At 63.2% G+C, this 14,896-nt stretch carries 10 protein-coding genes; 7 read left to right on the plus strand and 3 right to left on the minus strand.

Going from position 1 to position 14,896, the window contains the following annotated elements:
• Positions 1-20: 20 nt before the first annotated feature.
• Complete coding sequence (locus PCO31110_RS07835; RefSeq protein WP_144265730.1) at positions 21-2,882, minus strand: 2-oxoglutarate dehydrogenase E1 component; 2,862 nt, start codon at positions 2,880-2,882, stop codon at positions 21-23.
• Between the two features lie 541 nt (positions 2,883-3,423).
• Between PCO31110_RS07835 and PCO31110_RS07840 the strand changes: the two genes are divergently transcribed.
• Positions 3,424-5,262 carry an assimilatory sulfite reductase (NADPH) flavoprotein subunit gene (locus tag PCO31110_RS07840; RefSeq protein WP_150690068.1) on the plus strand — a complete coding sequence of 613 codons (1,839 nt, stop codon included), beginning with the start codon at positions 3,424-3,426 and terminating at the stop codon, positions 5,260-5,262.
• An 80-nt stretch (positions 5,263-5,342) separates the two neighbouring features.
• The gene (locus PCO31110_RS07845; RefSeq protein WP_150690069.1) at positions 5,343-7,067 is read left to right on the plus strand and encodes an NADPH-dependent assimilatory sulfite reductase hemoprotein subunit; all 1,725 of its coding nucleotides are present in this window, start codon (positions 5,343-5,345) and stop codon (positions 7,065-7,067) included.
• Between the two features lie 118 nt (positions 7,068-7,185).
• Here PCO31110_RS07845 and PCO31110_RS07850 read toward each other — a convergent pair whose 3' ends face one another.
• Together PCO31110_RS07850 and PCO31110_RS26150 are read right to left on the minus strand one after the other, a co-directional pair.
• Entirely contained in the window at positions 7,186-7,602 is a 417-nt protein-coding gene (locus tag PCO31110_RS07850) for a hypothetical protein (RefSeq protein ID WP_150690070.1), read from the minus strand.
• Between the two features lie 132 nt (positions 7,603-7,734).
• Complete coding sequence (locus tag PCO31110_RS26150) at positions 7,735-9,357, minus strand: methyl-accepting chemotaxis protein (protein ID WP_150690071.1); 1,623 nt, start codon at positions 9,355-9,357, stop codon at positions 7,735-7,737.
• A gap of 313 nt (positions 9,358-9,670) precedes the next feature.
• On the opposite strand from PCO31110_RS26150, the gene PCO31110_RS07860 reads away from it, so the two are divergent.
• From PCO31110_RS07860 to PCO31110_RS07880, 5 genes are all read left to right on the plus strand, one after another.
• Positions 9,671-9,973 (plus strand): hypothetical protein, encoded by a 303-nt coding sequence (locus tag PCO31110_RS07860; RefSeq protein WP_010808801.1) that lies wholly within the window; start codon positions 9,671-9,673, stop codon positions 9,971-9,973.
• Positions 9,974-10,064: 91 nt separating this feature from the next.
• A complete protein-coding gene (locus tag PCO31110_RS07865) occupies positions 10,065-10,697 on the plus strand; it encodes a LysE family translocator (RefSeq protein WP_150690072.1) in 633 nt (210 codons plus the stop codon).
• Between the two features lie 239 nt (positions 10,698-10,936).
• Positions 10,937-13,444 carry a penicillin-binding protein 1A gene (locus PCO31110_RS07870; RefSeq protein ID WP_010808799.1) on the plus strand — a complete coding sequence of 836 codons (2,508 nt, stop codon included), beginning with the start codon at positions 10,937-10,939 and terminating at the stop codon, positions 13,442-13,444.
• 220 nt (positions 13,445-13,664) lie between these two features.
• A complete protein-coding gene (locus PCO31110_RS07875; protein ID WP_246189774.1) occupies positions 13,665-14,477 on the plus strand; it encodes an AzlC family ABC transporter permease in 813 nt (270 codons plus the stop codon).
• Positions 14,474-14,797, plus strand: a complete 324-nt coding sequence (locus PCO31110_RS07880) for an AzlD domain-containing protein (RefSeq protein WP_010808797.1) — start codon at positions 14,474-14,476, stop codon at positions 14,795-14,797. Before PCO31110_RS07875 ends, PCO31110_RS07880 begins: the two co-directional genes overlap by 4 nt.
• Positions 14,798-14,896 lie beyond the last annotated feature (99 nt).

A 14,896-nucleotide genomic window follows, 5' to 3' on the forward strand; every position in this document is an offset into this window, starting at 1 on the left:
CCGCTGAAAGACCTAACCGGTTACTGCACCACGGTCGCGCCCTTGAGGCGACCGAAAGCCGTATCGAGCAACTGCTTGAGCTGTTCGTAGTGCTTGGCGTAGTAGCCCACGGCAGGCGAGGCCGAGGCCGCGCGACCCGCGTAAGCCAGTTTCTGACCGGCGCTCATGCTTTCGATCAGGTGGTGCTCGATGTAGAACCACGGACCCTGGTTTTGCGGCTCGTCCTGGGCCCACACCACTTCGGCAAGGTTTTCGTACTTCTTCAGTTCGCTCTCGAACGCCTTGTGCGGGAACGGATAGAGCTGTTCCACGCGGATGATCGCGACGTCGTTCAACTTCTCTTCGCGACGGCGAGCAATCAAGTCGTAGTACAGGCGGCCCGAGCAGGCGACAACGCGCTTGACCTTCTTGGCGTCGATCGAAGCATCGGTTTCGCCGATGATCGTCTGGAAGCCGCCCTTGGCGAGTTCCGACAGATCGCTCACAGCTTCCTTGTGACGCAGCAGCGACTTCGGCGTGAACACGATCAGCGGCTTGCGCAACTGGCGGATCATCTGACGACGCAGCAAGTGGAAGATCTGTGCCGGCGTGGTCGGCTGGACCACTTGCATGTTCGTGTCGGCACACAGTTGCAGGTAGCGCTCGATACGTGCCGACGAGTGCTCCGGACCCTGGCCTTCGTAGCCATGCGGCAGCAACATCGTCAGGCCCGACACGCGGCCCCACTTCACTTCACCGCTCGAGATGAACTGGTCGATCACGACCTGTGCACCGTTGGCGAAGTCACCGAACTGGCCTTCCCACAACACCATCGTGTTCGGCTCGGCGGTCGAGTAACCGTATTCGAAGCCCAGCACGGCTTCTTCGGACAGCACCGAGTCGATCACCGTGAAGTTGGCTTGACCGTCGGCCACGTGTTGCAACGGCACGTACGTACCGTCGTTCCAACGCTCGCGGTTCTGGTCGTGCAGCACCGAGTGGCGGTGCGTGAACGTGCCACGGCCCGAATCCTGACCGGTCAGGCGCACAGCGAAGCCCGACGAGACCAGCGACGCGAACGCCAGATGCTCGCCCATCCCCCAGTCGAGCGGCTGCTCGCCCGCGCCCATCTTGCGACGGTCGTTGATGACCTTCTCGACGAGCGGGTGAACCTTGAAGTTCGCCGGGATCGTGGTGATGCGCTCGGCCAGACGCTTGAGTTCGTTCAGCGGCACAGCCGTGTCGCCGGCATCGGTCCACTTCTTGTTCAGGAACGGCACCCAGTCAACCGCGTACTTGCTCTTGTAGTTCGAGAGCACCGGGTCGATGGTGTGATGACCGTCGTCCATGGCCTTGCGGTAAGCCGCAACGAAGCCATTGCCTTCGTCCGCAGTGATCACGCCTTGCGTGACCAGCTTCTCGACGTACAGTGCGCGCGTGCCCGGGTGTTGGGCAATCTTCTTGTACATCAGCGGCTGCGTGACCGCCGGGGTGTCTTGCTCGTTGTGACCCAGTTTGCGGTAGCAAACGATGTCCACGACGGCGTCCTTCTTGAATTCCTGACGGAAATCGAGCGCCAGTTGCATGGCCAGCACGACCGCTTCCGGATCGTCGCCGTTCACGTGCAGCACCGGCGCTTCGATCATCTTGACCACATCCGAGCAATACGTCGTCGAACGCGCATCACGCGGATCCGACGTGGTAAAGCCGATCTGGTTGTTGATGACGATGTGCACCGTACCGTGCGTGCCGTAACCACGCGTTTGCGCGAGGTTCAGCGTTTCCATCACGACGCCCTGACCCGCGAACGCGGCGTCACCGTGAACTTGCACCGGCAGCACGCTGGCCGCATCGGCGTCGCCGCGGCGATCCATACGGGCCTTGGCCGAGCCTTCGACCACCGGGTTCACGATTTCAAGGTGCGACGGGTTGAACGCCAGCGACAGGTGGACCGGGCCACCGCTCGTCGAGACGTCGCTCGAGAAACCCTTGTGATACTTCACGTCGCCGGCCGGCAGGTCGTCGACGTGCTTGCCTTCGAATTCGGCAAACAGGTCCGACGGCATCTTGCCGAGGGTGTTGACCAGCACGTTCAGACGGCCACGGTGGGCCATGCCGATCACGATTTCCTGCACGCCCTTGGCACCGGCGTGGTGGACGAGTTCGTCCATCGCCACGATGAAGGATTCGCCGCCTTCGAGCGAGAAGCGCTTCTGGCCGACGAACTTGGTGTGCAGGTAACGCTCGAGGCCTTCAGCGGCCGTCAGGCGTTCGAGGATGTGCTTCTTCTTTTCAGCGGTGAAGTTGGGCGTTGCACGCACCTTCTCCAGACGCTCTTGCCACCAGCGCTTTTGCACCGGGTCGCTGATATACATGTACTCGGCGCCGATCGAGCCGCAGTACGTGTCGCGAAGCGACTTGAGCAGGTCGCGCAGGCTGGCCTGTTCGAAACCGAAGTACGTGTTCTCGGCCGAGTACACGCTATCCATGTCGGCTTCGGTCAGGTCGTAGAACGCAGGTTCCAGTTCCGGAATGGCCGGGCGTTCCTGACGCTTGAGCGGGTCCAGATTGGCCCAGCGTGCGCCCAGGAAGCGGTAGGCGGCGACGAGCGACTGCACGTGCACCTGCTTGCGGGCCACGGCCAGGTCGGAAGCACCGGCACGCGACACGAAGGCGTTGGCCTTGGCGCGCTGGGCGAACGACTCCACGATCGGGGCGTGAGCCACGTCGTTGGCGTTGGAACCATCAACAGCGGGAACGTTTTGCAGCGCGTCGAAATACTGGCGCCAGTTGTCCGGCACCGAAGCCGGATTATCTAGATACGATTCGTACAGCTCTTCGACGTAGGGGGCATTGCCACCGAAGAGGTACGAGTTCGCTTGGAATTGTTCCATCAAACTCATTTTGCGCTCACCTTTTCTACGAGTGTCTCGAGAAATAGCGGGTTACGAAACCTTCCGCGACACGGCCTGACCGATTAGCGGATTGCGAGAATCAAGTGGTGCTTGGAAGGACCTGATCAATCACGGCGAGGAGCATAGCACGTTTTCCTGGCCCCCACCGAGCGGGAAAGCCGTCATACGGGGACTTGCGGCGTGCCCGCCGCATGCGTTGCAGACAGCGCGCCGCCCGTGGCCGAACGCCCGTTCGCCGCTGGACCGCCATGCGCACATCCGGCCCCGATTTCGCATCACCTACGCGCGAACTGACCGCGAACGTGCCGTCATCGCGCGCATTCTCACGATGCCTCCCAGAGCCGCCCTCCCCCCGCGCCTTATTCCAATATGAGAATTGGATATATAAAAATTAAATTTTATTATTTTAATTTCTAAAGACCAGCCGATATGGTGTTGAGTATCCCCTTGCCGGTCCATCGGGGGTGGCTTGACGGGGCTGACCCGCCGAGGCTTCCACACAGGTCCGGCCCCTGGAGTCAGGAACGACATGCAAGAGACGACGCCGCTTAACGCCCAGCAGGCCCTGTTGCTCAGCCAACTGGTCGATGGCCTTTCCACCGAGCAGCTCGCGTGGGTGCGAGGGTTTCTCGCCGGCATCAATCACTCGGTGCGGCATGCGGGTGCGCAGTCGCCGGCATTCGCCACGGCCAGCGCCGCCACACCGCACCTGACCATTCTGTACGGCTCGCAAACCGGCCATGCCCAGGAAGTCGCCGAGCACGCCAAGGCGCGAGCGGTAGACGCGGGCTTCAAGGTCGATCTGTTTGCGATGGGAGATTACAAGGCGTCGCGTCTGAAGACCGACAAGTTGCTGCTCGTCACCGTGTCGACGCAAGGCGAAGGCGAGCCACCGGACGACGCCCGCGATTTTTACGATTTCCTGCATGGCGCGAAGGCACCCAAGCTCGAAGGCACGCGTTTTGCGGTGCTTGGGCTGGGCGATTCGAGCTATGAGAAGTTCTGCCAGGCCGGCAAAGACTTCGATATCAGGCTGGGCGAACTGGGTGGCGAGCGCCTCGTCGCCCGTGTCGATAGCGACGTCGACTACGACGCACCGGCCGAGCAATGGATCGAAGACGCCGTCGCGGCGCTCAAGCGCGTGGCAGCACCGGCAGCCCCCTCGCCCGCCAAGGGCATTGGGTCGGCCGAGAGTCTGACCCTTGCCGCCCTGACAAGCGGTACGCCGTCTGCCGCCGCATCGAGTCAATACAGTCGCAAGCGCCCGTTCGAGGCCACCGTGATCGAGAACATCACGCTGTCGGGCCGGGGCTCGTCGAAGGAAGTGCATCACGTCGAACTCTCGCTCGAAGGGTCTGGCCTCACCTACGAGCCGGGCGACGCGTTAGGCGTCGTCGTGACGAACGACGACGTGCTGGTCGACGACCTCATCGACACGCTTGCCCTGGACCCACAGGCCACCACGACCACACAGGACAGCACCTTGTCCCTGCGCGACGCTTTCCTGCGCGCTTACGACATCACCACGCTGTCGCGCGGATTTCTGGAGAAATACGCGGCCCTCACGGACGCGACCGAACTCAAGGCGCTGCTCGCTGCCGGCAACGAAACGGCGTTGCGCGATTACCTGCATGGACGCGACGTCCTCGACGTCGTGCGCCAGTTCCCGGCCCGCAAGGTGAAGGCGGCCGAGTTTGTCGGTACCCTGCGTACGCTCCAGCCACGTCTGTACTCGATTGCGTCGAGTCTGGCGGCCAATCCGGACGCCGTGCACATCACCGTAGGCGCGGTGCGCTATAAAAGCCACGACCGTTCACGCCGTGGCGTGGCGTCGACATATCTGGCCGACGTTGCCCGCGAAGGCGAGACCGTGCCGGTCTACATCGAAGCCAATCGCAATTTCAAGTTGCCGTCGGATACCAATGCGCCCGTCATCATGATTGGCCCGGGCACCGGCATCGCGCCGTTCCGGGCCTTCGTCGAGGAGCGTCAGGCGCTGGACGCGCCGGGCAAGAACTGGCTCTTCTTCGGCGACCGCAACTTCCGCACCGACTTCCTTTATCAACGCGAATGGCAGCGCTACGTGAAAGACGGCGCGCTCACCCGGATCGACCTCGCGTTCTCACGCGACGCTGAAGACAAGGTCTATGTTCAGCATCGCATGCGCGAGCAGGGCAAAGCCCTGTATGCATGGTTGCAGGAAGGCGCGCACCTGTATGTGTGCGGCGACGCCGACCAGATGGCGCGTGACGTGAACACCGCGCTGATCGACATCGTCGCGGAACACGGCGCGCTGACGCAGGATGCTGCGGCCGAGTATATGAAGACGTTACAACGCGAAAAGCGTTATCAGCGCGACGTCTACTGACCGTCGCGCGCGCCAGACAAGACCGGAAGCGGCAAGCCCCATCAGCACGACACCCCGCGCTCACCGAGACAGCAGCCCACATGACGCAACCTACGCAAACCAGCGCCGCCCCACCGGCGGCGCGCTCCGAGGTCGAGAAGATCAAGGACGCCAGCCATTACCTGCGCGGCACGATTGCCGAGGGTCTGGCCGACCCGCTCACGGGCGCCATCTTCGAGAAGGACGCCCAACTACTCAAGTTTCACGGCTCCTACATGCAGGACGATCGCGACCTGCGCGGCGAACGTCAGAAGCAGAAACTCGAACCGGCGTACCAGTTCATGATCCGCCTGCGCATGCCGGGCGGCGTATGCACGCCGGCGCAATGGCTCAAGCTCGACGAACTCGCGCAGAAGTACGGTGGCAACACGATTCGCCTGACCACCCGCCAGACGGTGCAGTATCACAACGTGCTCAAGCACCAGTTGCGCCCGCTCATCAGGGGCATTGACGAAGTGGCGATGACGAGTATTGCCGCGTGCGGCGACGTCAACCGTAACACGCTCGTCTCCAACAATCCGCACCTCTCCCCCGCCCACGCCGAGGCGCTCGACTGGTGCCTGAAAATCGACCGGCACCTGCTGCCGCAAACCACGGCCTATCGCGAGATCTGGCTTGGCGACAAGCGTCTGGGCGAGGGCAAGGAAGATCACGAGCCGATTTACGGCAAGCATTATCTGCCACGCAAATTCAAGATCGCGATCGCAATTCCGCCGAACAACGACGTCGACCTCTACGCCAACGATCTGGGCTTTATCGCCATCGTGGGGGACGACGGCAAACTCGAAGGCTTCAACGTGAGCGTCGGCGGCGGTATGGGCATGACGCACGGCGACGCGGCGACGTACCCCCGCACGGCGACTGTCATCGGCTATATCCCTGCAGATCGCATTGTTGAGGTGTCGGAGAAGGTGCTGCTCGTGCAGCGGGACTTCGGCGACCGCACGAACCGCAAGCACGCCCGCCTGAAGTACACGATCGACGACCGGGGCGTGGAATGGTTCAAGGAAGAACTCAACCGCTATCTCGGCTGGTCTCTCGCGCCAGCCCGCTCGTTCCGGTTCACGACCAATGGCGATCAGTACGGCTGGCTCAGGGGCGCCGACGACTTGTGGCATCTCACCCTCTTCATTCAGAACGGCCGGGTGAAGGATTGGGACGACTACCGCCTGATGACCGGCCTGCGCGAGATCGCCGGCGTGCATGACGGCGACATTCGCATTACGGCCAACCAGAACCTGATCGTCGCTCGGGTGAGCGACGCGAAGAAGCCGCAGATCGAAGCACTCGTGAAGCAATTCGGCCTGCTCGACGGTCAACATCAAAGCGCGCTGCGAATCAATTCGATGGCGTGCGTCGGGTTCCCGACCTGCGGTCTGGCGCTGGCCGAGAGCGAACGCGCGTTACCCGGCCTCGTCACACGGCTGGAAAAAGTGCTCGACGATGCCGGGCTTGCGGGCGAGCCGATCACTATCCGTGCGACGGGTTGTCCGAACGGCTGTGCGCGTCCCTATCTCGCCGAGATCGGTCTGGTTGGCAAATCGGCGGGCAAGTACAACCTGTATCTGGGCGCGGGCTTCCACGGTCAGCGGTTGAACAAGTTATATAAAGAGTCTCTCAGCGAGGACCAGATCGTTGCCGAACTCACGCCGCTCTTTCAGCGTTATGCCCTGGAGCGCGACGGCAGCGAGAAATTCGGCGATTTTCTCGTGCGTCAGGGTGTGGTGAAGGAAGTGGTGGAAGCCCGCGAGGACTTTCACGGCTGAGTTCCCTCTGTACCAAAGAAAAGCCCCGGCAAGACTCGCCGGGGCTCCGGTACTGCTGAATCGCTGACTGCCGATGCACCGCCCCACTGCTTCGCAGTCTTCAGCGACGTATCGACCGTCAGTCGGTGCCGCCGGAGTACGGCACCATGCAGCGCCTGACGGTCTTCTCGTAGTCACGCGGCAGGTTGCTGCCGGGTGTTTCGTAATACTGAATACGCGATCCGAAACCGCCTTGCATGATGTCGACATACGGGTTGTAGATGGCCGTGCCCTGAGCATCCCGACCGCGATAGACACGCACGCGGTCGGCGCCCTGACGGGCATACGACGTCGAGTCGACATTCTGCGACAACTCGTTCCAGCCGTGATAAATGCAGTTGAGCACCATGAAGCGATCGGCCTCGGTTCCCTGGTCGAGCAGTCGACCCGTTGCCGGATCGGGCCGGCTCATCTGGTTGATCGGGCCACATCCAGCCATGCCAGCCGCTACGCCGACCAGAATCGTCACCGCCGCCATCCGCGCCACTCGCTTCATACTTCGACACCCTCAACTGAGCAAAAGATGGGCAATGGTACCCGGTTCGGCGCGTCGCCGCCATGAACCCGCCCTCCCTGTGGGCTCGCCGGGCCCGCTCGCGGCGTCTTCGTCAGGCGTGCATCGTGCGACTCATGCGGCCAGCGAAAGCGAAGCTGCCCCCACGGCATGCAAGGCAGGGCGTCGCCCCCCGCCATGCGCGGGACCTTCGTCGCCCAACTGGAATCGCGCCATTTCCTCGCGCAGCGCGCTCGTCTGATCCTCCAGCGACGCGGCGGCCGCAGCGGCTTGCTCCACGAGCGCGGCGTTCTGTTGCGTCACGGTATCCATCTGCGTGACGGCCTGATTCACCTGCTCGATGCCGCCGCTCTGCTCATCGGACGCCGCCGAGATCTCGCCCATGATGTCGGTCACGCGGTGCACGGCCTGAACAATGTCGTCCATCGTGCGGCCGGCCTCAGCCACGAGCGTCGAGCCATCGGCCACCTTCTGCGCCGACGCCTCGATGAGCGTCTTGATCTCGCGCGCGGCCGTGGCGCTGCGCTGTGCCAGCGTGCGCACCTCGCCCGCCACCACGGCGAAGCCGCGTCCCTGTTCGCCTGCGCGGGCCGCTTCCACAGCGGCATTGAGCGCAAGAATATTGGTCTGGAACGCGATACCGTCGATCACGCTGATGATGTCCACGACTTGCGACGAACTCGTCGAAATTCCCTGCATCGTGTCGACCACACGGGCAACGACCTGACCACCGCGCGCCGCGATGTCCGAGGCATTGACCGCCAGTTGGCTTGCCTGGCGGGCATTGTCGGCGTTCTGTTTGACGGTCGCGGTCAATTGCTCCATCGACGACGCCGTTTCCTCCAGCGAAGCGGCCTGCTGCTCGGTGCGGGCCGACAGATCGGTATTGCCCGCCGAGATCTCCGCCGTGGCCGTGGCCATGGCATCGCAACTTCGGCGCACGCCGCGAATCGTGCCGGCGAGGCGCGACTGCATCGTGTCGAGCCCGCGCATGAGCATCGACATTTCGTCTTTGCCGCGCACTTGTACCGCGTTGTCGAGCTGACCGGCGGCGATGTTCTCGAAGGTCGCCAGGGCTTCGCCGAGCGGGCGCATGATCGCGCCGCGCAGCGAGAAGTAGCAGGCGATGGCCATGAGCACACCGAGCACGGTCGCGCCGATACTCAGCCAGCGGAACGCCGCCAGTTCCGACATGGACGCTTCGTACGTGTCGTGCCCGAGCTTCATCTTGTAAGCAGCCAACGCATCGCTGGCCGTGGTGAGTGCGGCATAGTGCTTGGGCAGCACGTTCATCGTGAGGTCGTCCATCGCCGTACGATCGCGCGCGTCGATGGCGGCGAGCATCGGGTCCATCCCCTGATCGAAAAACGTGGCGCGGCGCGCCGCAACGTCGTCGGCCAGACGCTTCTCCTGCTCGCCATGCGGCAACGCCTGATACGCCGCCCACGCGGCGTTCGCTTCCTTGATCATGCTTCGGGCGCGGGCGGCCACCTTGTCGGCATCGGGTGATTCGGGATGAAGCACTACGCGATCGAGAATGGCGCGAGTGCGCGCAAGCGTGGCGTTATCCTTGCCCAACGCCACGGTGGCGGCAAGGTGATTGGCATACGTCTCGCGAAGCGCATCTCCGGTGCGTGTCATACCGGCAATGCCGAGCGCGCCCAACAGAATCAACAATGCAGCTAACAGCGCCATCGTGATACTCAGGCGCGCCTTGATCGAGAAGCTACGCAACATGTGTTGTCTCCGTCTTATGTAGTGGTTTTCCCACCCCGGCCCGGCCTCTTTCGGGCCGGTAATACTTGTCACATCGGCGCGTCGCACGCCAGACTTGAGCATCCTGCGGGTTTACGTGCCCACACGCCAAGCCATTGGCAGACGTCCGATTGACGCAAATCAAGGGGTCGGCACACGAGGATACCGCTCGGCGCTTGTTTTGCAAGCCAAAACAGAAGACGCCGGGGAAAAACAACTCAACACGGCCGGTGACTCGGGGAAGTGGGCATGATCTTATGTCATTTTTTATATATTCATCTGATATATTCGAAACATGATCGAAGGACTTGAGAAACTGCTGGCCGCCGGCAAAGACAACGCGCTGTTGCGTTTCGGGCTCGGGAAAGCGTATCTGGACGCCCAGGACTTCACCGTTGCAGCGGTGCATCTGACCCATTGCGTGGCCTTCGATCCCGCGTACACGGCGGCGTGGAAGCTGTTGGGCAAGGCACGGCAGGGGGCAGGCGATATTGATGGTGCCCGCGACGCGTGGACGCGCGGCATTGCCGCCGCGCAGGCGCACGGCGACCGGCAGGCCGAGAAGGAAATGACCGTTTTTCTCAAACGGCTGGGGTGAATTCGCCCCGTACGCCCCCCGACTTCACTCATCAGGCGGTCACCACACGGGCGTGGTATCTTGCAGCTTGCCCTTTTGAGACGCAATCCAAATGCCTGCAATCTCGACCTGGCTGGCCTTCGCGCTGGTCGCCATCGGCATGGCCCTGACGCCGGGACCGAACATGATGTATCTGGTCTCGCGCTCGCTGTGTCAGGGGCCGGCCGCAGGGCTCGTCTCATTGGGTGGCGTGGCCTTGGGTTTTGTCTTCTACATGATGTGCGCGGCGTTCGGTATCACCGCCCTGCTCTTCGCCGTGCCGTTTGCCTACGACCTGTTGCGCTTTGGCGGTGCGATCTACCTGTTCTGGCTGGCTTGGCAGGCGCTCAAACCGGGCGGCCGGTCGCCGTTCGAGGTGCGCGCGCTCGATCGCGACAGCAATCGCCGTCTGTTCCTGATGGGCCTGTTTACTTCGGTACTCAATCCGAAGATCGCCATGCTGTATCTCGCACTGCTGCCGCAGTTCGTTCATCCGGAGCACGGCAGTGTGCTCACGCAATCGCTGGTGCTGGGCGCGACGCAAATCGTCGCCAGCGTGGCAGTCAATGCGTCGGTCGCCCTGTGCGCCGGCAGCATCGCCCGGTTCCTTGGGCAACGCCCGGCGTGGCTGCGCATCCAGCGCTGGCTGATGGGCTGTGTGCTTGGTGCGCTGGCCGTGCGCATGGCCACTGAAGCGCGTCGCTGAGCAAGCGACCGGTACTGCCCAGGCGTGTCCCGTTCATTGACTTCGTCGCTCTGGACCGGCCCGGGAGCCCTCCGGCGCCCTCACCACGCCAACGTCTCGCGGTTTGCCGTGCCGGCGCCCCCATTTTTTTGGAGGGTGCTGCGCCGGGCGTGGCATACTGCACCGATTTCGCCGCGCGGCGGGGATCCACGCAGCGCTAGGCCGGCTGGCCTGTTCCCATCCTGCAATTTTCGTTGGGTATGTCCTTGAAGCATTGTTTGCCGCCTCGTGCGCCGTCTGATCCGGCGCACCGCAACTCCCCCATCATTCCGCCCCAGGCACCGTCTGCCCACGTCGCCTCGCCATCTGGCCCCGGTCGACAACGTGGCTTCGGCACTTTCGCCGCCATCCTTGTCACGTTGGCAGGCCTGGCCATCGTCGGCGCGTTGCTCACCGGGTACGCGCTGATCGTCATGCGCCCGAACCTGCCGCCGCTGGACGTCATCACCGACTACCGGCCGAAGGTGCCGTTGCGCATCTACACGTCCGATAACGTGCTGATCGGCGAGTTCGGCGAAGAGCGTCGCAGCCTGGTCACCATCGACCAGATTCCCGATGTCATGAAGAAGGCCGTGCTCGCGATCGAGGACTATCGCTTCTACGATCATGGCGGCGTCGACTTCATCGGTATTCTGCGTGCGGGCGTGTCCGACGTCTTGCACGGCGGCGCGGCGCAAGGCGCCAGTACGATCACGATGCAAGTCGCGCGCAACTTCTTCCTCTCGCGAGAGAAGACGGCCACGCGCAAGATCTACGAAATGCTGCTCGCCTACAAGATCGAATCGGCCCTGTCCAAGGACAAGATTCTCGAGCTGTACATGAACCAGATCTATCTGGGTCAACGCGCGTACGGCTTCGCGAGCGCGGCCCGCATCTATTTCGGCAAGGACCTGAAGGACATCACGCTCGGCGAGGCGGCGATGCTGGCCGGACTGCCCAAGGCGCCGTCGGCCTACAACCCGATCGTCAACCCGAAGCGCGCGAAGATCCGGCAGGAATACATCCTCAAGCGCATGCTCGATCTGGGCTATATCTCGCGCAATCAGTACGAAGACGCCCTGCACGAGCCGATTCGCACGCGTACCTCCGGCAACGAATACAACGTGCATGCCGAATACGTCGCCGAAATGGTGCGTCAGGCCGTGTACGACGAATACAAGGACGACACCTACACGCGCGGCCTGACCGTCATCACCACGCTCGACTCGAAGAAGCAGCAAGCGGCTTACGAAGCGGTGCGCATGGGGGTGCTCGACTACGAACGCCGTCATGCCTACCGCGGCCCGGAAGGCTATGTGGAACTGCCTGCGGCGATGCCCGACCGCCAGCAACTGATCGAAGACACGCTGCTTGAACATCCCGACAACGGTGATCTGGTCGCGGCCGTGGTAGTGGCCGCCAGCGCGTCGCAGGTCACCGCGATTCCGCTCTCGGGCGATGCGGTCACCGTCAATGGCGACGGCATCGGTTTCGCGGCGTCTGCCCTCTCGGCCAAGGCCGGTGAAAAGGTACGTATCCGTCCGGGCTCGATCATCCGTGTGATGAAAGACGCGCGCGCCAAGTGGCGCATTGTGCAGTTGCCGGAAGTACAAGGCTCGCTCGTCTCGCTCTCGCCGGACGACGGCGCCATCCGTGCGCTGGTCGGCGGCTTCGACTTCAATCAGAGCAAGTTCAATCGCGCGACGCAGGCATGGCGTCAACCGGGCTCGACGTTCAAGCCCGTGGTGTACTCGGCCGCGATCGAGAAAGGCGTGAGTCCGGCGACGATGGTGCTGGACGGCCCGCTCAACCTGCCGCCCGCCCAGACCGGCGGTCAGGTGTGGGACCCGCATGACGACGACGCCTTTAGCGGCCCGATGACCGTGCGCGAAGGCCTGCAACGCTCGAAGAACCTCGTGGCGATCCGTCTGCTGCAATTCGCGGGAACGCAGTACACGCAGGAATATGCGACGCGCTTTGGCTTCGATGCCGACAAGGTGCCGCCGTATCTGCCGATGGCCCTGGGTGCCGGGCAGACCACACCGCTGCAATTGGCCGGTGCCTACGCGGTGTTCGCCAACGGCGGCTATCGTGTTGCACCGTATCTGATCAGCGAGATCCGGGATGCACGCGGCAACGTGCTCAACAAGGCCACGCCCGTGATCGCCGGAGTGAACGCCGCCCGCGCGATTTCTGCGCCGAACGCGTTCATTATGAACAGCTTGCTGCAAACCGTGGCGCAACGCGGAACGGGCTCGGGCACGAACGTGCTCAAGCGTACCGACCTGGCGGGCAAGACCGGTACGACCAACGACGCCCTCGACGGCTGGTTCGCGGGCTATCAGCATTCGCTCGTCGCGGTGGCGTGGCTCGGCTTCGACCAGCCCAAGACGCTTGGCAGCCGTGAGTTCGGTGCGCAACTGGCGCTACCGGTATGGACCAAGTACATGGGCGTGGCGCTGAACGGCGTGCCGCAGCAACAGATGGCAATGCCTGAAGGCGTCAGCGTCGTGAACGGCGAGCTTTACGAGACCGACAAGTTGCCGGGCAATGGCTTCGTCGCGAGCATCGGTATCGACGACAACGGCGGTGGCTTCTCGCTGCCGTTCTTTGGCAACAATTCGCCATCGCCCGCGGCCCCGCCGCCGGCTTCCGGTCAGCCCCCATCGCCGGGGGGCGTCGACGCCAACGAGAAAGCGCGCATCCTCGATATGTTCAAGCGTCCGTGACCTACTGTGCGACGTCTGCCCGCACAAGCTGACAGACGTTCGCCGAATCCGGGCGCCATGCACGCGCGGCCACCCACAGGTGGCCGTTCTTGCATCCGCCCTCCCCCCGGCTTCGCGCCTTCTTGGGGCTAGCGCAAGAACGTACAAGCGCGCGACGCGGCGCAGGCGCTATCCTCGACAGACTTATCACTCACCTTTTCCCCTCAGGAAAGCCCTCACCATGCCGGTTTCATCCCGTGCGGCCAGCTTTGCCGCAGGTGCCCGCGATACCCTGCCGATGATCGTCGGCGCGGCCCCGTTCGGCCTGATCTTCGGTGCGCTGGTGGCCACCACGCCCCTGGCGACGTGGCACGGTCAACTCATGTCGCTCACCGTTTTCGCCGGGTCCAGCCAGTTCATCGCCGCGGGCCTCTTCGCGACCGGCGTGGGCTATGTCGTTCTGTGGGCAACGACGTTGATCGTCAATCTGCGTCACATGCTGTATGCCGCAAACCTGTTGCCCCACGTGCGGCATCTGAATCTGCGCTGGCGTGCCTTGCTGGGATTCCTCCTGACGGACGAGACGTTCGCCGTGACCAGCAGCCATTTCCACCGGCACCCTGACGACCCCATGGGTCAGTGGTATTTCTTCGGCTCGGGCCTGTCGATGTACCTTAACTGGCAGTTGTGGACACTTGCCGGCCTGTTGTTCGGCGCCGCTTTCCCGCGCTTGCAGACGCTCGGCCTCGACTTCGCGATGGTCGCCACGTTCATCGCGATCATCGTGCCGCAGATGGCCCGCATGCCGTGGGCCATCGCGACGGTCGTTGCCGGTGCGAGCGCGTATCTGTGTCAGGGCTTGCCGTACAAGCTCGGCTTACTTGTCGCCGTGACGCTCGGGATCGCTGCGGGCATGCTGACGTTGCACGCGAAGCGTCGTGATGGCGGGCGGGCGTCGCGCACCGGAAAGCGAGATGGCGTCCTGGGCACGGATACCCCGGATGAGCGCACCCGCCTGCGCTCGCAGGAAACCACCACGGGAGGTGCGCAATGAACTACGTGCTGGCCATTCTTGGCATGGCGATCGTCACCTTTGCCGTCAAGGCGGGCATCTTCGTGCTGGGTGACCGCGTGCGCTTTCCCGAATGGCTGCGCGAAGCGCTCTCGTTCGTCCCCGTGACGGTGCTCACGGCAATCATCGTGCCGATGACGCTCGCGCCGCATGGCAACGGGCTCGAGTTGACGTGGCGCAATCCCCAACTCGTGGCGGCACTGGTGGCGATTGCGGTATGTGCCGCGACGCGTCACCAGTTACTCACCATCGGCGCGGGACTCGCCGTCTTCTTTACGTGGCAGTTGGGTGTGTTGGGATGACCGCCGGGTGTGCATGGCGCGCATCGCGCACGTCGCCCCCTAGAAATCACGCCTAAGAAAAAAGCGCCCCGAGAGGCGCTTTTTTCATGACATGGCAAA

It is taken from the genome of Pandoraea communis, from assembly GCF_902459745.1.
Classification (GTDB): domain Bacteria; phylum Pseudomonadota; class Gammaproteobacteria; order Burkholderiales; family Burkholderiaceae; genus Pandoraea; species Pandoraea communis.

Excerpts from the sequence above, each read along its gene's own strand:
- PCO31110_RS26150 (WP_150690071.1), bottom strand. The coding sequence starts at position 9,357 with ATGTTGCGTAGCTTCTCGATCAAGGCGCGCCTGAGTATCACGATGGCG.
- PCO31110_RS07865 (WP_150690072.1), top strand. The coding sequence starts at position 10,065 with ATGCCTGCAATCTCGACCTGGCTGGCCTTCGCGCTGGTCGCCATCGGC.
- PCO31110_RS07840 (WP_150690068.1), top strand. The coding sequence starts at position 3,424 with ATGCAAGAGACGACGCCGCTTAACGCCCAGCAGGCCCTGTTGCTCAGC.
- PCO31110_RS07835 (WP_144265730.1), bottom strand. The coding sequence starts at position 2,882 with ATGAGTTTGATGGAACAATTCCAAGCGAACTCGTACCTCTTCGGTGGC.
- PCO31110_RS07875 (WP_246189774.1), top strand. The coding sequence starts at position 13,665 with ATGCCGGTTTCATCCCGTGCGGCCAGCTTTGCCGCAGGTGCCCGCGAT.
- PCO31110_RS07870 (WP_010808799.1), top strand. The coding sequence starts at position 10,937 with ATGTCCTTGAAGCATTGTTTGCCGCCTCGTGCGCCGTCTGATCCGGCG.
- PCO31110_RS07850 (WP_150690070.1), bottom strand. The coding sequence starts at position 7,602 with ATGAAGCGAGTGGCGCGGATGGCGGCGGTGACGATTCTGGTCGGCGTA.
- PCO31110_RS07845 (WP_150690069.1), top strand. The coding sequence starts at position 5,343 with ATGACGCAACCTACGCAAACCAGCGCCGCCCCACCGGCGGCGCGCTCC.
- PCO31110_RS07880 (WP_010808797.1), top strand. The coding sequence starts at position 14,474 with ATGAACTACGTGCTGGCCATTCTTGGCATGGCGATCGTCACCTTTGCC.
- PCO31110_RS07860 (WP_010808801.1), top strand. The coding sequence starts at position 9,671 with ATGATCGAAGGACTTGAGAAACTGCTGGCCGCCGGCAAAGACAACGCG.